Consider the following 21,767-nt stretch of genomic DNA (forward strand, 5'->3'; position numbering starts at 1 on the left):
TTGCGCAGCGAAATCAAGGAGGAGGGGCGAAGCCCCGGGGGACATTCGCGGAGCAAGGCTCCCCGTCGGCGGGAGCGTCGCCCTGAATAACGGAACTCAGGCCGGCGAATCGATCAACGCCAGCGCATCGGCGATCGACTGGCTGTCTTCCGGCCGCACCAGCTTCGCGACCTGTTGCCCGTCGCGCATGAACACCAGCGTGGGCCACAGCCGCACGTTGAACGAACGCCCCAGCGGGCGGCCGCTGCCGTCTTCCACCTTGATGCGGCGCACGTTCGGGTACTTGGCAAAGGCGTCGGCGATGTTCGGCTGCGCGGCCTTGCAGATGCCGCACCAGTTGGTGCCGAACTCCACCACGGCCGGGCCCTGGAGCGCGTCGATCTCGCTGCGGTCGGGTTGCTCGGTCTGGTACTCGGAGGTCATGGGCGGGGTCCTTGCGAATTCGTGGGAAGGAGCGCGTGAAGGCGACGGGCGCGCCACACGCTGACGGGCGTCATTGCACCAGAAACTCAGGCCGCCTGCAGGCCGTAGCCGGCGAGCAATGCGGGCAGCCCGGTCATGTCGCTGAACACGGCCACAGCGCCCGCGGCGCGCAGCGCGCCCGGACCGCTGTGACCCGACTCGCCCGTGCTGTAGCCGAACACCGTGGCGCCCGCGGCCACGCCGGCCATCGCGCCGGTGACCGTGTCTTCGACCACCGCGCAGCGCTTCGGATCGACGCCGAGCGCTTCCGCCGCAGCCAGGTACACGTCGGGATGCGGCTTGGAGCGCGGCATCTCGTGGCCGCTGAAGATGCGGCCCTCGAAACAGTCGAGCAGGCCGACCTTGGCCAGCTGCAGCTCGACCTTGTGGCGGTCGGCGCCCGAAGCGCAGGCGATGCGGCCCTTGAGGCGCGCATGGATCTCGCGGATGGCGGCGGGCGCATGGGGAATGGCGACGAGGTCGCGGTCCAGCGCCTCGTTGCGGCGGGCGCGGAAGCCGCGCAGCCAGTCGTCGGTGATCTTGAAGCCGGTCTTGGCCTCGATGAGCGCCGTCTCGTCCTTCACGGCCTTGCCGGTGAAGATGTTCATCGATTCCTCGGCCGTGAGCTGCCAGCCGAGTTCGCCGAGCATGTCGGCAAGCACGCGGTTGGTGATGGGTTCGGAATCGACGAGCACGCCGTCGCAATCGAAGAGAACGGCGGAAAAGGGGAAAGGGGTCATTGCGAGGCTGGAGTTCAGGGGTCTGGCCCCATGGTAGCAACGCCCCCTTTCCGCACGGGCAGACTCAGGCTATCGGGTCATTCACCGCCTCAGGCGACGGGGCGGATGGGGATGTACATCTCGCCGCCGCCGGCCATGAATTCCTTCGACTTCTCTTCCATGCCCTCGACCACGGCCTCGCGCTCCGCCACGCCCTTCTTGGCCGCGTACTCACGCACTTCCTGCGTGATCTTCATCGAGCAGAACTTGGGGCCGCACATCGAGCAGAAATGCGCCACCTTGCTCGAATCCTTCGGCAGCGTCTCGTCGTGGAATTCGCGCGCCGTGTCGGGGTCCAGGCCCAGGTTGAACTGGTCTTGCCAGCGGAACTCGAAGCGCGCCTTGCTCAGGGCGTCGTCGCGCGAGCGCGCACCCGGGTGGCCCTTGGCCACGTCGGCGGCGTGCGCGGCGATCTTGTAGGCAATGATCCCCTGCTTCACGTCGTCGCGGTCGGGCAGGCCCAGGTGCTCCTTGGGCGTCACGTAGCAGAGCATCGCCGTGCCGGCCCAGCCGATCATCGCGGCGCCGATGGCGCTGGAGATGTGGTCGTAGCCCGGTGCGATGTCGATGGTCAGCGGGCCGAGCGTGTAGAACGGCGCTTCGTGGCAGTGCTTGATCTGCTCGTCCATGTTGGCCTGGATCATGTGCATCGGCACGTGGCCCGGGCCTTCGATCATGGTCTGCACGTCGTGCTTCCAGGCGATCTGCGTGAGCTCGCCCAGCGTGCGCAGCTCGGCAAACTGCGCCTCGTCGTTCGCGTCGGCACCCGAGCCGGGGCGCAGGCCGTCGCCGAGCGAGAAGCTCACGTCGTAGGCCTTCATGATGTCGCAGATGTCCTCGAAGTGCGTGTAGAGGAAGCTCTCCTTGTGGTGCGCGATGCACCACTTGGCCATGATCGAGCCGCCGCGCGACACGATGCCCGTCATGCGGTCCGCCGTGAGGTGGATGAACGGCAGGCGCAGGCCCGCGTGGATGGTGAAGTAGTCGACGCCCTGCTCCGCCTGCTCGATGAGCGTGTCGCGGTAGATTTCCCAGGTGAGGTCTTCGGCCACGCCGCCCACCTTTTCGAGCGCCTGGTAGATCGGCACCGTGCCGATGGGCACCGGCGAGTTGCGCACGATCCAGTCGCGCGTGGTGTGGATGTTCTTGCCGGTCGACAGGTCCATGACGTTGTCGGCGCCCCAACGGATGGCCCACACCAGCTTTTCGACCTCTTCCTCGATGCTCGAGGTGACGGCCGAGTTGCCGATGTTGGCGTTGATCTTCACCTTGAAATTGCGCCCGATGGCCATCGGCTCGACCTCGGGGTGGTTGATGTTCGCGGGAATGATCGCGCGGCCACGGGCCACTTCGTCGCGCACGAACTCGGGCGTGATGATGCGCGGAATGCTCGCGCCCATCGGGTTGCCCGCCACGCGCTTGGCGCGCTCCTCGTTGGCCAGGTACTCGGCCATCCACTCGCGCTTGCCGTTCTCGCGCAGGGCCACGTATTCCATCTCGGGCGTGACGATGCCTCGGCGCGCGTAGTGCATCTGCGTGACGTTGGCGCCCGACTTGGCGCGGCGCGGCGTGCGCTGCAACGCCGAGGCACCGGCGCGCAGCTCGGCCAGGCGCTGCGCGTCGCGGTCTTCGTTCTTGGCGCCGTCGTCCAGCGCGTGGTGCGTGCGGCCTTCGTAGCTTTCGGTGTCACCGCGCTCGATGACCCAGGCGCTGCGCACATCGGGCAGGCCGCGGCGCACGTCGATCTCGACCTTCGGGTCGGTGTAGGGGCCCGAGGTGTCGTACAGGGAGACGGTTTCGCCGTTGGTCAGCGCCACGTCGCGCACGGGCACGAACAGGTCGGGCCGGCTGCCCGGAATGACGCACTTGTGCGAGGCGGGAAAGGGTTCGCGCGTCAGCGACAGCAGCGAGGTGAACTTGTCGGGGGCATTCATCGGAGGCACTCCTTGTTGAGGGAAAGGGTGCTCCGCAATCGCTCGTGGACCTCGGGAGGCCCGCCACCGAAAAAGGGAGTGACGGACCGAAGTCAGGGAGTGCAGCTCTTCTTACGCCGGTATGACCCGGATCAAGTTCGCGGGTCGGCAGCTTTGCCATCTCAGCACACCACATGTGTGCACCCCGGAGCGGGGCCGATTGTGCGGGCCGAAGCCCGCCGCCGTCAACCCGGGGGCTGGTGCAGGTCGCCGTCGACGTAGAACCAGCGCTCGTCCTCGCGCACGAAGCGGCTGCGCTCGTGCAGGCGGAACGCCACGCCCGTCGCGCCTCGCTGGCGGGCGACGAACTCGACCTCGGCGTGGTCGGCGTCGAGCACCGAGCGCGAGCGGATGTCCAAGCCCAGCCATTTGACACCCGGCTCGAACTCGACCGAGGCCGGCCGCTTCGACGCATGCCAGGTGGCGAGCAGGTAATCGGCACGCGCCAGCACGAAGGCCGAATAGCGCGAACGCATCAGCGATTCGGCGTCGGGCGCCAGCGTGTTCTCGAAATCGTCGAGGTAGCGCCCACAGCACAGGGCGTAGCCGATGGGCTTGTCGCGACGGTCGGTGCGGCCGCAGGGGCAGGGGCCGGGAGTGGGGTCGGTGGCGCTCATGAAGGGCTCTATTGGAACACTTGGCGCGGCGGGGGTTGAAGGTGGGGTGTGGGGGGGCTTCGGGCATGCCCGCTTTGCGAGGACCTGCCGGGGCCAAAGGCGCCGGGGCCTCTTGCGCCAATGGCTTGTGCCGCTAAAGTCGTCCGGCGTTTCGTTCCTTCAAGCTGAACACCAAAGCATGCTTTTGCGATTCCTCAAGCTGTTCTTCCTGCTCGCTGCGACACTCTCCTTGGGCGTCTTTGCCTTTCTGCACGGATTCAACGCATGGCGCGCCGGACAAATCGTTGTCACGCGAAGGGGACGTGAACCCTTTGTCGCAAGCGCCGATGGTGCATTTCCCCTCACGTTCAATATGGAAGTCTGGGGATTGATGATCATCGGGGGTGCCGTTGCGCTTTGCGGCATTGCAGGCGTCGTCAAGTTCCTCATCAACACGCCGGACCAGCGACGCACGATGCTGACCCGTATGGATGGCGTCTCGCGTCGCGAGCGCAGTGACATGGACATTCCGTGGTCGGTTGGGCTTGCCATCGTCGGGGCGGTTGTGGCGTTTTTTCTCTACTTGGGATTCAGAGTCCACGCACAGTAGCTTTGTCTGCCTGCAACCGGCCAGGAGCAGTCGGTGGCTCTTAGGTAAAGCGGACACTCAACGTCGGAGTTGACCGGTGCGCAGTGGCGTTGCGCCGCAAGACGTATGTTCACGTACACAGCCTGCGGCGCACAGCCGCTGCGTGTCCGTGTCGAACGACCTGTTAGACCACACTCGTTGTACTCCACTGAGCCTTAAGCAAAGCATATTGCAGAAGGTCGTGGTGCCGGCCTGCCCAGTACCCTGCATCCCGTTGATGCCCCTCTTGCAGAAAGCCAAGCGTTGCGAGCAATGCCAGAGACGCCTTGTTGTCAGGGTGCACCTGCGCCTCGATTCGATTTAGTTGCACCTCTCGGAACCCCCACGTGATAACTGCTTCTAGCGCTTCTCTTACGTATCCACGCCCCTGATGCGCCGGAGCGATTTCGTATCCGACTACGCAGGATCTCCAGTTTCGATTCCAGCGAAACAGGCCGCACGTACCAATCAGTCCTGGTCGGTCTTTCAGCTCCATGGCCCAGCGCGCTCCAGAAACCGGCTCTTTCCGCCAGCTCGCAAACGTAGCGACTAGCTTCCTGGCGTCCTCAAGATTGGGAATCGGATCCGACCCGAACCATCGCATGTGCTCGTGGTCACCATGGATTTGAAGGAGACTTTCCGCATCCGATTCCAGAATCTCACGCAGGGTGAGTCGGGATGTCTCGAGCGTTGGGTAGTCGACCATGAGCTGCCTGCGGTCTAACGTTTGACATGAGAGGCGGCGCCCGGCTTGCCGGGTGATGTATCTCGCAAACCTTGCGAAATAAACTGGACCGTGCGAGATATTCTGGACACTCATTCCTCCTGTAAGTGGCTTGTGGCCTGAATTTGCACAGGGATGCCTGTTTAAAACCCAGGTACAAAAATCCGCTAAACCCGGCAAGTGTGAAGTCAGCAAACTATAGCGTTGCCCGTAGACAGGGACCGGGCCCGCCGACTGTATGTTTCGGGCACCGATCAATCCGTTTTGAATCAAGGGCCGCTTTTGGGAAGAGGCCCCGTAGTCGGCTCAGGGCCCGCAAGAGACATAGCAGCATCTCTGAAGAAGTCATTCAATTTGCGAAGACCTCCGCCTGACACTGGCAGCCCGCCTGAAGAAGACGGCGATGGCCAGTAGTCCCGCAAAGGCACCTCCTTCGAGCCATGCCTCGCCCAGACGGCCATCGATCGCCACCTCCGCACGGCTTGCCTGCCCTGACCTGTAGGTCACCCAGACATCGTCGGCCAAGAAGCCCACACAGAAGTCCCCGATCTCTTTCGCGCATTCCGTGTGCAAGGAGTACCCGAGCCCATCGAGATGCGTCCCTTGCTGTTTGTCAGTGGCGACCACCCAATTTCGGTACTCGTCGTGGTCCGGGAGTCTTTTGTTCTGATCGATGAAAGTCCGTGCGTAACGGGAAACGATTTCGATGTGATCTTGCTCGGAGGGGCTGATTCGATGCGTCAGGTGCGTGGCATCAAAACACGCGATGACAAAGATCGGTGCCGCGAGGATCAGAGCGAACCAAGAAATCGCCACGCAAAGGAGCCCCAGCAGGCGTGCCAAGATCGGCGTTCGGTTGCCCTCAACTTGCCGAGCTTGTGCCATTTGGTTTGAGCCTACGTACGAAGAGCGACATTGCTGTCGCAGGCTATCGCGGGTGGGTTCGAGCTTGATGAAGTCCGAATGAAGTCTTGCGGCACATCCGACCTGTTTGGGTGGCTTTGCGACTCAAACGGATTCACGCACTTGAATGCCCGCTCCTGGCCGAAAGCGGGGCAACCGAAATGCACAGGCCCATGTCTTCTGAAACGAGAAGAACGCCCCTGCGTCGCGCTCCTACTCAGTCAACGCCTCACACTGCGCTTCAATCCGCGCATGCAGCAGCCCCAGCGAGACCGCAAGAAACCGCTGCAGCGAACTGCGCTGGCATGCATCGAAAAGCGGCGCGGAGCCTGCATCAGAAGAAGCGGCGTCGCGCCGATCCTCATCCCATTCGAGCAACTGAACCAACGTCTGCGCGCCCTGCACCACATCGCGCGCCTCGTTGAGAAACGCCGCGTGGCTTTGCAGTGAAGGAGGGAGCCGTTCGCCTTGCACCCATTCGAAGGGTTTGAATTGAGCGTTGGAACGGGAAGACGCACAGGAACAACCGGCGTCGGTGACTGCGCTTGAAGCATTGGCCATAGGCCTCCAAGGATTGCTGCGCAGGATGTCAGCGGGCTGCTAAACCCGGCCTTGCATCTCACAAGGCGACGGCAATGTTCGCGGCCTCCACGACGCCCGTCAAGCGCCCACGCCACCCTACCGAAACATCACCCACTCAGGCCGCATGTTGAACCGAACCGGCAGGATGCTCACACCAAGCCCGCTGGTCACGTACATGCGCTTGTTGTCCTTGTGCGCGATCCAGCCATAAGCCCATTCACGCGGCGCACGCCCGGGCACCACGAGTGCGCCGTAGCCCGGCACGCTGATCTGCCCGCCGTGCGTGTGCCCCGCCACCACGAGGCCCCGCGTGCGCGGCATGCCGGCGAAGCTAAAAGGGTCGTGCATCATGACCAGCGTGGCGGCGCCGGGCGGCAGGCCGGCCAGGGCCTTGTCGGGCTGCGAATGGCCGGTGGAGTCGTCGCCGATGCCGACCACCCAGAGGTCGTGCCCGGGCAGGCGCACCGAGGCGTTCTCCAGCACGCGGATGCCCTGCGCGGACAGGGCCTTGGCGGTGCGTTCGCCGTCGTGCCACCAGTCGTGGCTGCCGAGCACCGCGTACACGCCCTGCGGCGCCTTCAGGCGGCCGAGCACGGCGGCCATGGCTTCGATGGAAAAGTCTTCGTCGTCGCCGGAGCCCGCTAAAAAGTCGCCGGGCAGCAGGATCACGCCGGGCTGCGCCGCGTTGATCTGGTCGACGATGGCCGCGGCGCGGTCGGCGCTGGTCACGCGCCACAGCGAGCGCGTGCTGAGGTGCCAGTCGCTGGCCACGGCGACCTTCAGGCCGGCCGGGGGCTGCCACTGCGCCGATCCCAAGGGCTCGACACGCGCGGCCACCCAGCGCGGCTCGATGACGACGCTCCAGGCGGCCAGCGCCGCGAGCACGAGTGCCGCGGCGATCGAGCCCCAGGGTCGGCCGCGGCGCCGGCTCACGTGATCGATCAGGCGAGCGCGCGTTGAATCAACAGCTTCTGGATGTCCGACGTGCCTTCGTAGATCTGGCACACGCGCACGTCGCGGTAGATGCGCTCCAGCGGAAAGTCGTTCACGTAGCCGTAGCCGCCCAGCGTCTGGATGGCGGCGCTGCACACGCGCTCGGCCATTTCGCTGGCGAAGAGCTTGGCCATGGCGGCCTCTTTCAGGCAGGGCCGGCCGGCGTCGCGCAGGCTGGCGGCGTGCCAGATGAGCTGGCGTGCGGCTTCGATCTGCGTGGCGCATTCAGCCAGCCGAAAGCCGACGGCCTGCTGGTCGAAGATGGCGCCGCCGAAGGCCTGGCGCTCCTTGGCGTAGGCCACGGCCACGTCGAAGGCGCTGCGGGCCATGCCCACGCTCTGCGCGGCGATGCCGATGCGCCCGCCTTCGAGTGCGCCGAGCGCGATCTTGTAGCCCTCGCCTTCGGCGCCGATGAGGTTCTCGGCCGGAATGCGGCAGCTGTCGAAGTTGATCTGCGCGGTGTCGCTGCTGTGCTGGCCGAGCTTGTCTTCCAAACGCGCAACGTTGTAGCCGGGCGCGTCGGTGGGCACGATGAACGCGCTCATGCCGCGCTTGCCGGCGCCCTTGTCGGTCACCGCGATGACGATGGCGACCTGGCCGTTCTTGCCGCTGGTGATGAACTGCTTCACGCCGTCGATCACGTAACCGTCGCCGTCCTTGCGCGCGGTGGTGCGCAGGCTCGAGGCATCGCTGCCGGCCTGCGGTTCGGTGAGGCAGAAGGCGCCGAGCATCTGGCCCTGGGCCAGCGGCTCGAGCCACTTCTTCTTCTGCTGCGCGTTGCCGTAGCGCATGAGGATGGCGTTGACAGGGCAGTTGGTCACGCTGATGGCGGTGCTGGTGCCGCCGTCGCCGGCCGCAATCTCTTCGAGCACGAGTGCGAGCGTGAGGTAGTCGAGGCCCGCGCCGCCATGCTCCTCGGGCACGCAGATGCCGTAGGCGCCCAGCGCGGCCAGGCCCTGGTGCACTTCCTTCGGAAAGCTGTGGTCACGGTCCCACTTGGGGGCGTTGGGCCACAACTCGGCTTGCGAAAAATCGCGCACCGCGTCGCGGATGGCTTCCTGGTCTGCGCTGAGCAGCATGGCGTTGTCTCCAGTTCTTTCTTGTCGGTGGGTGCGAGGCTTACTTGCCGGCGCCCAGGTCCATGATCAGGCGCGCGGCCATGTACAGGCGGCGCGGAATGGCGCTGATGTCGACGTACTCGGCCTTGTCGCTGTGATAGCCGAAGCCGGGCAGGCCCAGGCTTTCGATCACGGGCTTGCCCGAGAGCGCCGCGTAGGCTGCGTCGGTGCCGCCGCCGGTGCGCTCTTCAACACCCACGGTGCCGCCGGCTTCCTTGTAGAAGACCACGGCCTTGTCGACGAGCTTCTTGCCGCCCTCGCCCGCGTTGAAGGCCGGACGGCCGCGCGTGACGAGCACCTTGACGTCGGCCTCGGGCAACTTCTTCTGCTGCGCCTTTTCTTCGAGCGTCTTCATGGCGGCGTCGAAGTCTTCGTTGCGTGCGTAGCGCACGTCGGCGTTCAGCGTGGCGCTGGCCGGGATGATGTTCGACACGTTGCCGGCCTTGGCGATGGTCCAGTTGAAGCGCAGGTTCTTCGACTTGTCGTCGATGCTCATGGTGCGCAGCACGAGGTCGGAGGCTTCGACCAGCGCGTTCACGCCCAGCTCGGGTGCGGCGCCCGCGTGCGAGGCCTTGCCGGTGATGTTGACCTGCACGTAGGCGATGCCCGAGGTGCCGAGCGACATCTTCTCGTCGCCGGCGCTGGTGGGCTCGAACGAGAGCACGTAGTCGGCCAGCTTGGCTTCTTCCTGAATCAGGTCGCGCGACCCGAAGGAGCCCTTTTCTTCGTCGGTGTTGAACAGCACGGTGATGGTGCCGTAGTCGCGCACGCCGTAGTCCTTGAGCAGCTTGAGCGTGTGCAGGATGACGGCGTTGCCGCCCTTGTCGTCGGCGATGCCGGGGCCGTAGGCCTTGTCGCCTTCGATGCGGAAGGGCGCCTTGGCGAGCGTGCCCTTGGTGTACACGGTGTCCATGTGCGACATGAGCAGCAGGTTCTTGCCGCCGCGACCCTTGAGCTTGCCCACGATGTTGTCGCCGACCACGAGGCCGGCCGACTTGCTGCGCGTGACGGTGAAGCCGAGGTTCTTCAGCTCGCCTTCGAGGTATGCGCCAGCGGCGGCCATGCCTTCGGCGTCACCGGTGCCGGTCTCGATGTTGACGAGCTTCTCGAGCGTCTTGATCACCGCCGGCTGCTCGTCGGTGGCGGCCTGGAACAGCACGTTGTCGCGCTTCTGGGCCCAGGCGCCACCGGCCACGAAGGCGGTAGCGAGCACGGCGGCAACGGCGGTACGGTGAATGGATGGGCGCATGAAATCTCCTGCTCTACGCATGGTTTTGTTTGAACTGTCCGGGGTGGAAACCGGCCGGCGCCCTCTCCCGGGCGCCGGCGGCTCCTGGCGTTATAGCAATTCGAGCGCGACGGCGGTGCCTTCGCCGCCGCCGATGCACAGCGTGGCGACGCCGCGCTTCTTGCCGCGCGCCTTCAGCGCGTGCAGCAGCGTGACCATGATGCGCGCGCCGCTGGCGCCGATGGGGTGGCCCAGCGCGCAGGCGCCGCCGTTCACGTTGACGATGTCGTGCGACACGTCGAGCTCGTGCATGAGGGCCATGGGCACGACGGCGAAGGCTTCGTTCACTTCCCACAGGTCGACGTCCTTCACGCTCCAGCCGGTCTTGGCGAAGAGCTTCTGCACGGCACCGACCGGCGCGGTGGAGAACCACTCGGGCTGCTGTGCGTGCGTGGCGTGGCCGACGATGCGCGCCAGCGGCTTGGCGCCGATCTTCTTCGCATGCGACTCGGTCATCATGACCAGCGCGGCGGCGCCGTCGTTGATCGACGAGCTCGAGGCGGCGGTGATGGTGCCGTTTTCTTTCTTGAACGCGGGCTTGAGCGTGGGGATCTTGTCGAGCTTGACCTTGCCCGGGCCTTCGTCGATGGAGATGACGGTGTCGCCGCCGCGGCCCTTCACGGTGACGGGCGTGATCTCGTCCTTGAAGGCGCCCGACTCGGTGGCTGCCTTGGCGCGCTGCACGCTGGCGATGGCGAAGGCGTCTTGCTGCTCGCGCGTGAAGTTGTACTTGGCGGCGCAGTCTTCGCCGAAGGTGCCCATGGAGCGGCCCGGCTGGTAGGCGTCTTCGAGGCCGTCGAGCATCATGTGGTCATAGATCTTGTCGTGGCCCATGCGGTAGCCGCCGCGGCCCTTGAGCATGAGGTAGGGCGCGTTGGTCATGCTTTCCATGCCACCCGCCACGATGACGTCGTGCGTGCCGGCCAGCAGCAGGTCGTGCGCGAGCATCGCGGCCTTCATGGCCGAGCCGCACATCTTGCTGAGCGTGACGGCGCCCGCGCTGTCAGGCAGGCCGCCCTTGTAGGCCGCCTGGCGCGCCGGGGCCTGGCCCTGGCCGGCCATGAGGCAGTTGCCGAACAGCACTTCACCCACGCTCTCGGGCGCGATGCCGGCGCGCTCGACAGCCGCCTTGATGGCCGCGCCGCCCAGATCGTGCGCGGAGAGGGACGAAAAGTCGCCCTGGAAGCCACCCATGGGGGTGCGGGCGGCGCCGACGATGACGATGGATTCGGACATGGAGGTCTCCTTCAGGAATGTGAAAGTGAAATCAGAAAAGAAACGAAAACGGAATCAGAAACGGGCGGTCAGAAATGCGTCGCGTGGCCTTCATGCTGGAAGCGTTGCGACTCTTCGTACGGGAACACATCGAGCATCTGGCCGGCCTGGATGCGTTCCTTGTGGTGCTGCCAGAAGGCGGCGTCGAGCAGGTCGGCGTGGTGCGCCATGAAGGCGGCGCGCACGTCCTTGTTGCCCAGCAGAAAGGGCTCGAAGGTCTCGGGGAACACGTCCTTCGGGCCGACCGAATACCAGACCTCGCCGCTCATCTCGTCTTCTTCGTTGCGCGGCGTGGGCACCTTGCGGAACTTGCAGTCGGTGACGTATTCGATTTCGTCGTAGTCGTAGAACACGACCTTGCCGCCGCGCGTGACGCCGAAGTTCTTCCACAGCATGTCGCCGGGGAAGATGTTGGCGGCCACCATGTCCTTGATGGCGTTGCCGTACTCGATGACCGCATGCTCCAGCTGGTCCTTGGCGCGTCGGGCCTGGGCCGGGCTCTCGGGGTGGGCCAGCGTGTCGAAGGCTTCCTGCAGGTAGATGTTCAGCGGGATCATGCGGCGCTCGATGTAGACGTGCTTGAGCACGACCTCCATCTCCCCGTTGCCGTCGCGGTCGCCGATCTCGAGCTGGCTGGGTGCGAACTTGCGGATCTCCTCGATGAGCTCGGGCTCGAAGCGGTCGAGCGGAAAGCCCACGTTGCTGTACTCGAGCGTGTCGGCCATGCGGCCCACGCGGTCGTGCTGCTTCACGAGCATGTACTTGCCCTTGATCTGCTCGCGCGTGGTGTCTTTCTGTGGCGGATAGAAGTCTTTGATGACCTTGAACACGAAGGGGAACGAGGGCAGGTCGAACACCAGCATGACCATGCCCTTGATGCCGGGCGCGATGCGAAAGCGGTCGCTCGAGTAGTTCAGGTGCGAGAGGAAGTCGCGGTAGAACAGCGTCTTGCCCTGCTTGGCCAGGCCGAGCGCGTTGTAGATTTCGGCGCGCGGCTTGCGCGGCATGAGCGAGCGCAGGAACTGCACCCAGGCCGAGGGCACTTCCATGTCGACCATGAAGTAGGCGCGCGCAAAGCTGAACAGCATCTGCAGGTCGTCCTCGCCGAACAGCGCCGCGTCAATGTAGAACTTGCCGTGGGTGTCGTGCAGGATGGGCAGCGAGAACGGGATCTCGGTGAAGCCGTTCATGATCTTGCCGACCACGTACGCGCCCTTGTTCCGGTAGAACAGGCCCGACAGCACCTGCAGCTGGAAGTTGGCGCGCAGCTTGACCTGGTGGAAGCGGTTCAGGATGACGTGCGCCACGCGCTCGGCGTCGCGCCGCTTGTTGGCGTAGCTGCCCTGCAGCGCGAAGTCGTCGAGCATCTGCTCGATGATGTCGGGCAGCGTCGCCTGCGAAGGGTAGTACGGCCGGTAGGTGGGTGCGCCGCGCGGCTCGATGTACTCGGTGCTGATGGCCGGGCGCACGAAGATGAAGTCGTTCTGGAAGTAGGCCCGGTGCAGGATCTTCGTGGTGACCGAGTTGAAGAAACTCTCGGCCAGCTCGGGCTGGTGGTGGTTCACCAGCAGGCCGATGAAGTGCAGCTTGACCTGGTGCCAGACCTCCATGGGCTGGTCGCCGGCCTTGAACTCTTTTTCGAGCCGGGCCACGGCCTCGTTCACGCGCAGATCGTAGAACTCGATGCGCTCGCGCTGCGCCCGCTGCTGGCCGTGCCAGTCGGCCGTTTCGAAGCGGTGCTTGGCGCGCGCCGATTCGGCGCGGAACAGCCGGTAGTGCCGGTTGAACCCGTCGATCATCGCCTTCGCGATGTCGTAGGCCAGCGGCGAATCGAGGCGCTGCGGGAACATGGCGGCAATACCGACGGGGGCGGCGATGGCAGCGGCAGCGAACTCAGGCGGCTGGCGGCGTCTCGGTGCCTTCGGTGCCGTCGGCACCCGCCTGCGCCGACGGCGAGGCGCCGGCCGGCTTGCTCCACTTGTAGCGGATGCGCTGCACGGCGGCCTTGTAGATGGCGTCGAGCGGCTTGTCGCCCTCGACACTCAGGCCGAGGTCTTGCAGCAGGCCGTCGTGCACGCCGAAGGTCCAGCCGTGGATGCGCACCTTCTGGCCGCGCGCCCAGGCGTCGACCATGACGGTGCTGACGGCCACGTTGACCACCTGCTCGGCCACGTTGAGCTCGCACAGCGCATCGACGCGCACGTCTTCGGGCAGGCTGTCGAGCATCACGCTGTGGCGGTCGCGCACGTCCTGGATGTGGCGGATCCAGTTGTCGGCCAGGCCGATGCGCTTGCCGCTGAGCGCGGCCTTGACGCCGGCGCAGCCGTAGTGGCCGACCACCATGATGTGCTCGACCTTCAGGTGCTCGACCGCGAACTGGATCGCCGAGAGCGCGTTGAGGTCGGAGTGCACCACGATGTTGGCGACGTTGCGGTGCACGAACACCTCACCCGGCTCCAGCCCGGTGATCTGGTTGGCGGGCACGCGGCTGTCGGAACAGCCGATCCACATGTAGCGCGGCGTCTGCTGCTTGACAAGGCCGGTGAAGAAGCCGGGCCGGTCACGCTCCATCTGGGCGGACCAGGCACGGTTGTGGGCAAAGAGGTCGTCGAGGTTGTCGGAGGGCATGGTGGTCTATTGTCAGTGAGTCGTCGTGTCGGGCGTGTTTTCGCCACCTCGGGCGTCCTGGACGGCCTTGGCGGCCTTCTGCGCCCTGGTCAGGGTGGCGCGACCCTTTTTCTCGTGCTCGCGCACTTCGGCGAGGTTGGCCTGCAGTTCGGCCAGCTGCGCCTCGAGCTGCGCGCGGTGGGCGCCGAGCACGCCCAGGAATTTTTCCAGCTGCGGCACGGTGTCGCGCGGGCTGTCGTACATGTCCAGGATGTCTTTCGCCTCGACCAGCGTCAGGCCCAGGCGCTTGGCGCGCAGCGTGAGCGTGAGCCGCGCCCGGTCGCGCGCGCTGTACACGCGCTGCAGGCCGGCCCGCTCCGGCGACAGCAGGCCCATGTCTTCATAGAAGCGGATGGCGCGCGTCGTGAGGTCGAACTCCTTGGCGAGCTGGCTGATGGTGAAGGTCTGCGCGGGCATGGGCGGCAAGGGTTGCGGGGGCGACAGCAGGTTGGCGGCGCATTCTCTACAATGATGCCTCAAACCATGACGTTTACGTAAACGTCAATCATACATGAACCTCCTCGAACGCGAACTCCACTACCCCCTGGGCGACACCCTGCCCGCCGCTGGCGAAGCACTGGAAGTCGCGCCCGGCGTGCGCTGGATCCGCATGCGGCTGCCCTTTGCGCTGGACCACATCAACCTCTGGCTGCTGCGCGACACAGTCGACGGCGTCGAGGGCTGGACGGTGGTCGACTGCTGCATCGCGCACGACGAGGCCCGCGCGCAGTGGGAGCAGATTTTCGAGACCCAGCTGCAGGGCCTGCCGATCCTGCGCGTGATCGTGACCCACATGCACCCCGACCACATCGGCCTGGCCGACTGGCTGTGCCAGCGCTGGAACGCGCCGCTGTGGATCAGCGCCACCGACTACCACGTGGCACGCGTGCTGTGCAGCGCCGGCGACACGCTCGCGGGCGGCGACGCGGCGGCCGACTTCTTCGCCTCGCACGGCCTGACCAACCCCGAGTCGATCGCCAAGATCCGCGCGCGCACCAGCTACTACACCAACATGGTGCCCAGCGTGCCCGCCCGCTACGTGCGCATGATGGACGGCGACATCGTCACCATCGGCGGACGCGACTGGCGCTGCATCAGCGGCTACGGCCATGCGCCCGAGCACATCGCGCTGTACTGCGCCGAGCCGAAGCTGCTGCTGGGCGGCGACATGATGCTGCCGCGCATCTCGACCAACGTGAGCGTGCACGCGGGCGAGCCCGAGGCCAATTCGCTGCGCCTGTTCCTGGACAGCATCGACAAGTTCAAGGCCCTGCCGGCCGACACGCTGGGCCTGCCCTCGCACGGCAAGCCCTTCACCGGCATCCACCGCCGCGTCGACCAGCTGCAGGAGCACCACCGCGACCGCCTGGCCGAGCTGCTCGAGGCCTGCCTCGCGCGCCCGATCACGGCGTCGGAGGGCCTGCCGATCCTGTTCAAGCGCGAGCTCGACCTGCACCAGATCACCTTCGCCATGGGCGAGACCGTGGCCCACCTGCACCTGCTGTGGTTCTCGGGGCAGGTGAAGCGCACGCTGGATGCCGACGGCATCTACCGCTTCGGCGCCAGGTAGCGTCGGCTGGGTAGACTTCCCGCATGGACACGCTGGCTGAGCTGCGCGCCGGCCGGCTGGCTGGCGCACGACGACTGGACCTCTCGTGCGGACTCACCGAGTTCCCGCGCGAGATTTTTGCGCTCGCCGACACCCTCGAAACGCTGAACCTCACGGGCAATGCGCTCAGTGCGCTGCCGGACGACCTCGGCCGGCTGCACAAGCTGCGCGTGCTGTTCGGCTCCGACAACCGGTTCACCGAACTGCCGGCCTCCATCGGCCAGTGCCGCCAGCTCGACATCGTGGGCTTCAAGGCCAACCGCATCGCGCACGTGCCCGCCGAGGCGTTGCCGCCCTCGCTGCGCTGGCTGATCCTGACCGACAACGCGATCGAAGAATTGCCCGACACCCTCGGCGACTGCACCCGCATGCAGAAGCTGATGCTGGCCGGCAACCGCCTGCGCGCCCTGCCGCCGTCGGTGGCCCGCTGCCGGCAGATCGAGCTGCTGCGCCTGTCGGCCAACCGCTTCGAGGCGCTCCCCGACTGGCTGCACACGCTGCCGCGCCTGGCCTGGCTGGCGTGCGCGGGCAACCCGTTCGACACCCAGGCCGAAGACGCCGCCATCGACGCGCCCACCGTGCCGCACGTCGACTGGCGCAACCTGACACTCGGCCCGAAGCTCGGCGAAGGCGCCTCGGGCGTGATCCACCGCGCCACGCTGGCCACGCCGAACGACGCCGCACTGCCCGTGGCCGTCAAGCTGTTCAAGGGCGCCGTCACCAGCGACGGCTGGCCGCACAGCGAGATGGCGGCCTGCATCGCGGCCGGCGCGCACCCGACGCTGATCGCCGCGCAGGGCCGCATCGACGGCCACCCCGACGGCACAGAGGGCCTGGTGATGGCGCTGGTGCCACCGTCGTTCATCACCCTGGCCGGGCCACCGAGCCTGGCCTCGTGCACCCGCGATGTCTATACCGACGACGCACGCTGGACCAGCGGCACCGCGCTGCGCATCGCGCGCGACATCGCGGCGGCCATGGCGCACCTGCATGCGCGCGGCCTGCTGCATGGCGACCTGTACGCCCACAACATCCTGTGGCACGCGCAGGACGGCGGGCGGCTCGGCGACTTCGGTGCGGCCTGGATGACGGGCGCGCTCGACCCGGCGCACGCGAAGGCACTGCAAGGCGTGGAGATGCGCGCCTTCGGTTGCCTGCTCGAAGAACTGGCCGAGCGCTGTGACGATGCGGTTTCTTCTTCGACTTTGACCACGCTCGCGGCGCGCTGCCTGCAAGCCGACGTGGCGGCACGGCCATCGTTCGCCGAGGTGCTGCCGGTGCTGGACGCCGCCGTACCATGACGCGCCCCCGCTTCCCCGTTCCGATGCCCACGCGCGACGGCGTGAGCCCGAGCTGCGTTTCGCTGCCTCACGGCCCCTGGCCCACCATCGCCGACTTTCTCGTCGAGCGTTTTCCCGCCATCTCGCGCGAGGCCTGGCTCTCCCGCATTGAAGCGAACGACGTGTGCGACGAGCACGGCGTGCCCATCACCGCCACGCGGCGCTACGAGTCACCGCTGCGCGTGTACTACTACCGCGCGCTCGACGCCGAGACGCCCATCCCTTTCGAAGAACTGGTGCTGCACCAGGACGACGACCTCGTGGTGGTCGACAAGCCGCCCTTCGTGCCCGTCACGCCCACCGGCAAGTACGTGCAGCAGAGCCTGCTGGTGCGCCTGAAGCGCAAGCTCGGCCTGGACGACCTCGTGCCGCTGCACCGCATCGACCGCAACACCTCGGGGCTGGTGCTTTTCTCGGTGCGCCGCGAGACGCGCGGCGCCTACCAGGCGATGTTTCCCGAGCGGCGCATAGACAAGCACTACGAGGCCGTCGTGCCGTGGCACGAGGGCGTGTCGTCGGTGCCCGCCGTGTACCGCAGCCGGCTGGTGGACGACGACCATTTCATGCGGATGCGCGAAGCGCCTGGCGAGCCGAATTCCGAAACCCGCATCGTGCTGCGCGAGGCGCGCGACGGCCATGCGCTGCTGGAACTCTCGCCCGTCACCGGCCGCAAGCACCAGCTCCGCGTGCACTGCCAGGCGCTGGGCCTGCCGATCGTGAACGACCCGTTCTATCCCACGCTGCAGCCTGCGGGGATTGACGACTTCGACAGGCCGCTGCAGCTGCTGGCGCGGTCGCTGGCTTTTGTCGACCCGCTGAATGGCGCCTTGCGCACCTTCGAGAGCCCGCGCCGGCTGGCGCTGCCTTCTGCTCCTGCTGCCGCCTAGGTGACGCGGCGCGGGCGCGTCGCGGACTAAGCTTTCTCCTGACGGGAATTGAACTTCCTCTCTTCCACCACTCAGGAGACAAACGCACATGGACACCACCCAACTCTTCTCGCTGAAGGGCCGCAGCGCCTTGATCACCGGCGGCTCGCGCGGCATCGGCCGCATGATTGCCGAGGGCTTCCTGGCGCAAGGCGCGCGCGTGTACATCTCGGCGCGCAAGGCGGCGGCTTGCGATCAGACGGCGAAGGAGCTGTCGGCTTTTGGGCATTGCGTGTCGCTGCCGGCTGATGTTTCTACTGTGGAAGGGGCTCAGGCGCTGGTCGATGCTTATGCGAAGCATGAAGGGTCGCTCGATATCCTGGTCAACAACGCTGGGGCTGCCTGGGGCGCGCCGTATGAAGAGTTTCCGGAGAGTGGCTGGGACAAGGTCGTCGACCTGAACTTGAAGACGCCCTTCTTCCTGACGAAGGCACTGACGCCGATGCTCAAGAAGGCGGCTACGGATCATCTGTCGAAGGTGATCAACATTGCTTCTATCGACGGGATTTCTGTGAATCCGCAGGAGACTTACTCGTATGCGGCTAGCAAGGCGGGGTTGATTCAGTTGACGCGGCGGATGGCGTTGCGGTTGGCGCAGGACCGGATCGTGGTCAGTGCGATTGCGCCTGGGGCGTTTGCTTCGGATATGAACAAGGATGCGCGGGATCATGGGGATGAGGTCAAGGGACGGATTCCTGCTGGGCGCATTGGTACGCCTGAGGACATGGCTGGTGCCGCCATCTACCTGGCTTCGCGGGCTGGGGACTATGTGATGGGGTCTACGCTGGTGGTGGACGGCGGGGTTACGCACGCTCGCTAGGTTTTTGGACTGCGTTGTGAAGTTGCTTCCCGGGGCCGGGTCTCGCCCCGGCGGGCGACCTACTTTTCTTTGCTTCGCCAAAGAAGCGTAGGCAAAAGAAAGGCGACCCTACTGTCTGCGTCCCTCCGCTTCGCTTCGGGCAACCTGCGGTGCTCACGTTTCGCGGGGTCTCGCCCAAACTCGCTTCGCTCAAACAAGGGCGAGCCCTGATCCGCGAAACGCTGCGCTCCTCGGCGCATACAGAAGGGGTTTGAATACCCACGGGCCATCGCTTCGCTCGGCCAGTGGGCCGCAGCAGGCGCTTCGCGCCTGCTGCGGCTGGGATTGGTAGCGGCGGTGGTTGGAGCGCGAACGCAGGCACAGACGCGAGCGAGTGCAGATGTGCCTACGAGTACCAGCACCAGCACGGGCACGGGCACGGGATTTGGCTGTTGGAAATTCCCGGGCCGAGCGAAGCGACGGCCCGCTCGGTATCAAAGCCCCTCTGGCTGCGCCGAGGAGCGCAGCGTTTCGCGGATCAGGGCTCGCAGCTGTTTGAGCGAAGCGAGTTCTGCGAGACCCCGCGAAACGTGAGCACCGCAGGTTGCCCGTAGCGAAGCGGAGGGACGCAGACAGTGGGGTCGCCTTTTCTTTGCTTACTTTCTTTTGGCGAAGCAAAAGAAAGTGAGTCCGCCGCCGGGCGGAACTCCCGGCCCCGGGAAGCAAACAAGAAAAGTCAGCCCCACCGAGGCACAGCCTCATCCTTCAACTGCTGCCTCAGCACCCCATAGTCAGGCACAACGCTTTCAACCGTTTCCCAAAACCGATGCGAGTGATCCATCACCCGCAGATGCGCCAACTCATGCGCAACAACGTAGTCGATCACCGGCAAGCGAAAGTGAATCAACCGCCAGTTCAGTCGAATCGACCCATCCGCACTCGCACTCCCCCACCGCGTCGCCGCATTGGAGAGCGACAGCTTCTGCCATGACACCCCCAGCAGCGGCGCAAAGTGATCCAGCCGTTCGATGAACAGCTTGCGAGCCTGCCGCATCAACCAGGCCTGCGCCGCATCCCGAATCTGCGAAGGCGCAGCGTTCTGCGCCACAGCCAACCGCAGAGTCCGCGGCCCACCGCCTTCGACAGCAGGATCGAGCGTCCCTCCCACACTGGCAAACCCGTGCTTCGGATCCAGCCGAATCACCACAGGCTCCCCCAGAAAAGGAAACTCCGCCCCATCTTCCCAGGCAATCCGCGTCGCCTCGACCCGCGCATTGCGCTGCTGCGTCTCCGCCAGCTTGCGCAGAATCCAGTCGGCCTTCTCACGCACCGCCGCATCGACATCGCGCAGCGTGACCCACCGCGGCGCACGCACCGACAAACCTTCGGCACCCACAAGAAAACCGATGGTCTTGCGCTGCCCCCGCTTGAATTCGTAGGCCACGCGCGCCGACCCCAACACCACTTCACGCGTGGCCTGCGGATGTGTGAAATTCGCGAGCGTCAGTGTGTCAGCCAACGGCACCGCAGGACGCGGATCAACGGGTCCGACAGGTGAAGGCGCGACAGCCACCACCGGCGCGGGAGCAGCAGGTGGCACAGGCGCTGGCGCCTTCTTCCGCGGCCGCCGCGGCGGCGCAGCAGCAGGCGCCGGCGTGCTCCCCAGCCCCTCGAAGAGGTCCATCGTGAACTGCAACATTCCCCGCATGTCGGGCCCGGGTCTGAGGTTGGCGCGTCAGCCCGCTTCGCGCGGCAACGTCTGCTGCGGCTGCGCCGGGCTGTCGCTGTAGGCCTCGGGGTCGAGGCGGCGCATCTCGGCCTCGATCCAGGCTTCGACTTCGCGCATCAGCTCGTCGGGCTTGCGGCCCACGCTCGAGATCGCCGGGCCGATCGACACGTCGACCACGCCGGGGCGCTTGATGAAGGCCTTGCGCGGCCAGACCTTGGCCGAGGTGACGGCAATGGGGATCACGGGCACGCCGGTTTCGCAGGCCAGGCGCGTGCCGCCGCTCTTGTAGGTGCCCTTCTGACCACGCGGAATGCGCGTGCCTTCGGGGAACATGATGATCCAGATGCCCTGCGCGAGCAGCTTGCGACCCTGGTTCACCACCTTGTTGAACGCCTGCGCGCGCTGGCTCCGGTCGATGTGGATCATGTCCAACCGCGCCATCGCCCAGCCGAAGAACGGCACGTAGATCAGTTCCTTCTTGAAAACGAAGGCCAGCGGATGCGGCATCAGCGTGGGCATGAGGAAAGTCTCGAGCGTGGACTGGTGCTTCACCAGCAGCACCGCGCCGGCGAGTTGGTCGGTCGGCAGGTTTTCCATGCCGGTCACGCGGGTCTTGATGCCCAGCAGCACGCGCGCGCCACCGATGGCCCAGCTGAGCCATTGCTCGGCCATCCAGTACAGCGGAATGCCGCGCTTCCAGAGCGAGCTGACGCACATGATGATGCCCCAGGGCACCACGGTGACAAGCATCCACAGGGCGTGGAGAACGGAACGGAGAAACGCCATCAGACAGCCACCTGCAGTGCAGCCCGCGCTTCGCGCGCGAGCAGAAAGTCGACAAAGGCGGCGAGGTCTTCATGCACCCTCGTGTCCGCCGGATATTCGGGAGGCAGCGGGTGAACCCCGCGGCACGCCGCGCCCATGCCCGTGAGCAAGAGGTGCGGTTCGCAGCCGGCAGCGGCGCCGGCCTGCAGGTCGCGCAGGCTGTCGCCCGCCGTCGGTACGCCCTTCAGGTCGATGCCAAAGCGGTCGCCGATCTGAAGGAACAGCCCTTCCTTGGGCTTGCGGCAGTCGCAGCCTTCGTCGGGGCTGTGCGGGCAATAGAACACCGCATCCACCTTGCCGCCCACGGCCGCGAGCATCTTGTGCATCTTGGCGTGCATGGCATTGAGCGAGGCCATGTCGAACAGCCCGCGGCCCAGGCCCGACTGGTTCGACGCCACCACCACGTGCCAGCCCGCATGGTTCAGGCGCGCCACGGCCTCGAGCGCACCGGGCAGCGGCGTCCACTCGATGTCGCTCTTGACGAAATCTTCGCGGTGCACGTTGATCGTGCCGTTGCGGTCGAGGATGACGAGCTTCATGGCGGAACCGCT

At 65.9% G+C, this 21,767-nt stretch carries 22 protein-coding genes and 1 riboswitch; of the genes, 5 read left to right on the forward strand and 17 right to left on the reverse strand.

Going from position 1 to position 21,767, the window contains the following annotated elements:
• Nucleotides 1–96: 96 nt before the first annotated feature.
• From AC1RAD_RS31215 to AC1RAD_RS31230, 4 genes are all read right to left on the reverse strand, one after another.
• The gene (locus AC1RAD_RS31215; RefSeq protein WP_492738989.1) at nt 97–423 is read right to left on the reverse strand and encodes a thioredoxin family protein; all 327 of its coding nucleotides are present in this window, start codon (nt 421–423) and stop codon (nt 97–99) included.
• Between the two features lie 86 nt (nt 424–509).
• Nucleotides 510–1,202 (reverse strand): HAD family hydrolase, encoded by a 693-nt coding sequence (locus tag AC1RAD_RS31220; RefSeq protein WP_062478714.1) that lies wholly within the window; start codon nt 1,200–1,202, stop codon nt 510–512.
• Between the two features lie 89 nt (nt 1,203–1,291).
• Complete coding sequence (gene thiC, locus AC1RAD_RS31225; RefSeq protein WP_492738990.1) at nt 1,292–3,175, reverse strand: phosphomethylpyrimidine synthase ThiC; 1,884 nt, start codon at nt 3,173–3,175, stop codon at nt 1,292–1,294.
• A 91-nt stretch (nt 3,176–3,266) separates the two neighbouring features.
• A riboswitch (TPP riboswitch) is annotated at nt 3,267–3,372 on the reverse strand.
• 27 nt (nt 3,373–3,399) lie between these two features.
• Nucleotides 3,400–3,831 carry a YchJ family protein gene (locus tag AC1RAD_RS31230; RefSeq protein ID WP_492738992.1) on the reverse strand — a complete coding sequence of 144 codons (432 nt, stop codon included), beginning with the start codon at nt 3,829–3,831 and terminating at the stop codon, nt 3,400–3,402.
• 178 nt (nt 3,832–4,009) lie between these two features.
• On the opposite strand from AC1RAD_RS31230, the gene AC1RAD_RS31235 reads away from it, so the two are divergent.
• A complete protein-coding gene (locus AC1RAD_RS31235; RefSeq protein WP_492738994.1) occupies nt 4,010–4,420 on the forward strand; it encodes a hypothetical protein in 411 nt (136 codons plus the stop codon).
• Between the two features lie 163 nt (nt 4,421–4,583).
• Here AC1RAD_RS31235 and AC1RAD_RS31240 read toward each other — a convergent pair whose 3' ends face one another.
• The 10 genes from AC1RAD_RS31240 to AC1RAD_RS31285 all read right to left on the reverse strand — a co-directional run bounded on the left by AC1RAD_RS31240 (nt 4,584) and on the right by AC1RAD_RS31285 (nt 14,405).
• Complete coding sequence (locus AC1RAD_RS31240) at nt 4,584–5,258, reverse strand: GNAT family N-acetyltransferase (RefSeq protein WP_492738995.1); 675 nt, start codon at nt 5,256–5,258, stop codon at nt 4,584–4,586.
• Nucleotides 5,259–5,507: 249 nt separating this feature from the next.
• A complete protein-coding gene (locus AC1RAD_RS31245; protein WP_492738996.1) occupies nt 5,508–6,005 on the reverse strand; it encodes a hypothetical protein in 498 nt (165 codons plus the stop codon).
• 273 nt (nt 6,006–6,278) lie between these two features.
• On the reverse strand, nt 6,279–6,626 hold the full coding sequence (locus tag AC1RAD_RS31250; protein WP_492738998.1) for a hypothetical protein: 348 nt from the start codon (nt 6,624–6,626) through the stop codon (nt 6,279–6,281).
• A gap of 117 nt (nt 6,627–6,743) precedes the next feature.
• Nucleotides 6,744–7,580: a metallophosphoesterase gene (locus tag AC1RAD_RS31255; protein WP_492739000.1), complete on the reverse strand. Its 837-nt coding sequence runs from the start codon at nt 7,578–7,580 to the stop codon at nt 6,744–6,746.
• Between the two features lie 8 nt (nt 7,581–7,588).
• Complete coding sequence (locus AC1RAD_RS31260; RefSeq protein WP_062478737.1) at nt 7,589–8,719, reverse strand: acyl-CoA dehydrogenase family protein; 1,131 nt, start codon at nt 8,717–8,719, stop codon at nt 7,589–7,591.
• Nucleotides 8,720–8,759: 40 nt separating this feature from the next.
• Nucleotides 8,760–10,007 carry a glutamate carboxypeptidase gene (locus tag AC1RAD_RS31265; RefSeq protein WP_095947901.1) on the reverse strand — a complete coding sequence of 416 codons (1,248 nt, stop codon included), beginning with the start codon at nt 10,005–10,007 and terminating at the stop codon, nt 8,760–8,762.
• A 90-nt stretch (nt 10,008–10,097) separates the two neighbouring features.
• On the reverse strand, nt 10,098–11,282 hold the full coding sequence (locus AC1RAD_RS31270) for an acetyl-CoA C-acyltransferase (RefSeq protein WP_095746933.1): 1,185 nt from the start codon (nt 11,280–11,282) through the stop codon (nt 10,098–10,100).
• A gap of 68 nt (nt 11,283–11,350) precedes the next feature.
• Nucleotides 11,351–13,171, reverse strand: a complete 1,821-nt coding sequence (gene aceK, locus AC1RAD_RS31275; RefSeq protein WP_062478759.1) for a bifunctional isocitrate dehydrogenase kinase/phosphatase — start codon at nt 13,169–13,171, stop codon at nt 11,351–11,353.
• Between the two features lie 43 nt (nt 13,172–13,214).
• Complete coding sequence (gene can, locus AC1RAD_RS31280) at nt 13,215–13,949, reverse strand: carbonate dehydratase (protein ID WP_062478745.1); 735 nt, start codon at nt 13,947–13,949, stop codon at nt 13,215–13,217.
• Between the two features lie 12 nt (nt 13,950–13,961).
• Complete coding sequence (locus AC1RAD_RS31285) at nt 13,962–14,405, reverse strand: MerR family transcriptional regulator (protein WP_070062936.1); 444 nt, start codon at nt 14,403–14,405, stop codon at nt 13,962–13,964.
• A gap of 94 nt (nt 14,406–14,499) precedes the next feature.
• Here AC1RAD_RS31285 and AC1RAD_RS31290 point away from each other — a divergent pair, with 94 nt between their 5' ends.
• The 4 genes from AC1RAD_RS31290 to AC1RAD_RS31305 all read left to right on the forward strand — a co-directional run bounded on the left by AC1RAD_RS31290 (nt 14,500) and on the right by AC1RAD_RS31305 (nt 18,683).
• Nucleotides 14,500–15,558, forward strand: coding sequence for an MBL fold metallo-hydrolase (locus tag AC1RAD_RS31290; RefSeq protein ID WP_492739002.1), 1,059 nt, complete (start codon nt 14,500–14,502; stop codon nt 15,556–15,558).
• 23 nt (nt 15,559–15,581) lie between these two features.
• On the forward strand, nt 15,582–16,898 hold the full coding sequence (locus tag AC1RAD_RS31295; RefSeq protein ID WP_307696342.1) for a leucine-rich repeat-containing protein kinase family protein: 1,317 nt from the start codon (nt 15,582–15,584) through the stop codon (nt 16,896–16,898).
• Entirely contained in the window at nt 16,895–17,824 is a 930-nt protein-coding gene (locus AC1RAD_RS31300) for a pseudouridine synthase (RefSeq protein ID WP_492739003.1), read from the forward strand. The genes AC1RAD_RS31295 and AC1RAD_RS31300 overlap by 4 nt, the downstream gene beginning before the upstream one ends.
• Before the next feature lie 88 nt (nt 17,825–17,912).
• Nucleotides 17,913–18,683, forward strand: a complete 771-nt coding sequence (locus AC1RAD_RS31305; protein ID WP_062478757.1) for an SDR family oxidoreductase — start codon at nt 17,913–17,915, stop codon at nt 18,681–18,683.
• A gap of 715 nt (nt 18,684–19,398) precedes the next feature.
• On the opposite strand, the gene AC1RAD_RS31310 is transcribed toward AC1RAD_RS31305, so the two are convergent.
• The 3 genes from AC1RAD_RS31310 to gmhB are packed head-to-tail and all read right to left on the reverse strand — an operon-like array spanning nt 19,399 to nt 21,755.
• A complete protein-coding gene (locus tag AC1RAD_RS31310) occupies nt 19,399–20,370 on the reverse strand; it encodes a M48 family metallopeptidase (protein ID WP_492739005.1) in 972 nt (323 codons plus the stop codon).
• Between the two features lie 27 nt (nt 20,371–20,397).
• A complete protein-coding gene (locus AC1RAD_RS31315) occupies nt 20,398–21,177 on the reverse strand; it encodes a lysophospholipid acyltransferase family protein (protein ID WP_062481794.1) in 780 nt (259 codons plus the stop codon).
• Nucleotides 21,177–21,755: a D-glycero-beta-D-manno-heptose 1,7-bisphosphate 7-phosphatase gene (gmhB, locus tag AC1RAD_RS31320; protein WP_070062939.1), complete on the reverse strand. Its 579-nt coding sequence runs from the start codon at nt 21,753–21,755 to the stop codon at nt 21,177–21,179. Before gmhB ends, AC1RAD_RS31315 begins: the two co-directional genes overlap by 1 nt.
• Nucleotides 21,756–21,767 lie beyond the last annotated feature (12 nt).

Source organism: Variovorax sp. GW823-FHT04B03 (genome assembly GCF_058796495.1).

What these genes read in the sequence shown, in the direction of transcription:
- AC1RAD_RS31215 (WP_492738989.1), bottom strand. Translation starts at nt 423, where the DNA reads ATGACCTCCGAGTACCAGACCGAGCAACCCGACCGCAGCGAGATCGAC.
- AC1RAD_RS31220 (WP_062478714.1), bottom strand. Translation starts at nt 1,202, where the DNA reads ATGACCCCTTTCCCCTTTTCCGCCGTTCTCTTCGATTGCGACGGCGTG.
- thiC (WP_492738990.1), bottom strand. Translation starts at nt 3,175, where the DNA reads ATGAATGCCCCCGACAAGTTCACCTCGCTGCTGTCGCTGACGCGCGAA.
- AC1RAD_RS31230 (WP_492738992.1), bottom strand. Translation starts at nt 3,831, where the DNA reads ATGAGCGCCACCGACCCCACTCCCGGCCCCTGCCCCTGCGGCCGCACC.
- AC1RAD_RS31235 (WP_492738994.1), top strand. Translation starts at nt 4,010, where the DNA reads ATGCTTTTGCGATTCCTCAAGCTGTTCTTCCTGCTCGCTGCGACACTC.
- AC1RAD_RS31240 (WP_492738995.1), bottom strand. Translation starts at nt 5,258, where the DNA reads ATGAGTGTCCAGAATATCTCGCACGGTCCAGTTTATTTCGCAAGGTTT.
- AC1RAD_RS31250 (WP_492738998.1), bottom strand. Translation starts at nt 6,626, where the DNA reads ATGGCCAATGCTTCAAGCGCAGTCACCGACGCCGGTTGTTCCTGTGCG.
- AC1RAD_RS31260 (WP_062478737.1), bottom strand. Translation starts at nt 8,719, where the DNA reads ATGCTGCTCAGCGCAGACCAGGAAGCCATCCGCGACGCGGTGCGCGAT.
- AC1RAD_RS31265 (WP_095947901.1), bottom strand. Translation starts at nt 10,007, where the DNA reads ATGCGCCCATCCATTCACCGTACCGCCGTTGCCGCCGTGCTCGCTACC.
- AC1RAD_RS31270 (WP_095746933.1), bottom strand. Translation starts at nt 11,282, where the DNA reads ATGTCCGAATCCATCGTCATCGTCGGCGCCGCCCGCACCCCCATGGGT.
- aceK (WP_062478759.1), bottom strand. Translation starts at nt 13,171, where the DNA reads ATGTTCCCGCAGCGCCTCGATTCGCCGCTGGCCTACGACATCGCGAAG.
- can (WP_062478745.1), bottom strand. Translation starts at nt 13,949, where the DNA reads ATGCCCTCCGACAACCTCGACGACCTCTTTGCCCACAACCGTGCCTGG.
- AC1RAD_RS31285 (WP_070062936.1), bottom strand. Translation starts at nt 14,405, where the DNA reads ATGCCCGCGCAGACCTTCACCATCAGCCAGCTCGCCAAGGAGTTCGAC.
- AC1RAD_RS31290 (WP_492739002.1), top strand. Translation starts at nt 14,500, where the DNA reads ATGAACCTCCTCGAACGCGAACTCCACTACCCCCTGGGCGACACCCTG.
- AC1RAD_RS31295 (WP_307696342.1), top strand. Translation starts at nt 15,582, where the DNA reads ATGGACACGCTGGCTGAGCTGCGCGCCGGCCGGCTGGCTGGCGCACGA.
- AC1RAD_RS31300 (WP_492739003.1), top strand. Translation starts at nt 16,895, where the DNA reads ATGACGCGCCCCCGCTTCCCCGTTCCGATGCCCACGCGCGACGGCGTG.
- AC1RAD_RS31305 (WP_062478757.1), top strand. Translation starts at nt 17,913, where the DNA reads ATGGACACCACCCAACTCTTCTCGCTGAAGGGCCGCAGCGCCTTGATC.
- AC1RAD_RS31310 (WP_492739005.1), bottom strand. Translation starts at nt 20,370, where the DNA reads ATGCGGGGAATGTTGCAGTTCACGATGGACCTCTTCGAGGGGCTGGGG.
- AC1RAD_RS31315 (WP_062481794.1), bottom strand. Translation starts at nt 21,177, where the DNA reads ATGGCGTTTCTCCGTTCCGTTCTCCACGCCCTGTGGATGCTTGTCACC.
- gmhB (WP_070062939.1), bottom strand. Translation starts at nt 21,755, where the DNA reads ATGAAGCTCGTCATCCTCGACCGCAACGGCACGATCAACGTGCACCGC.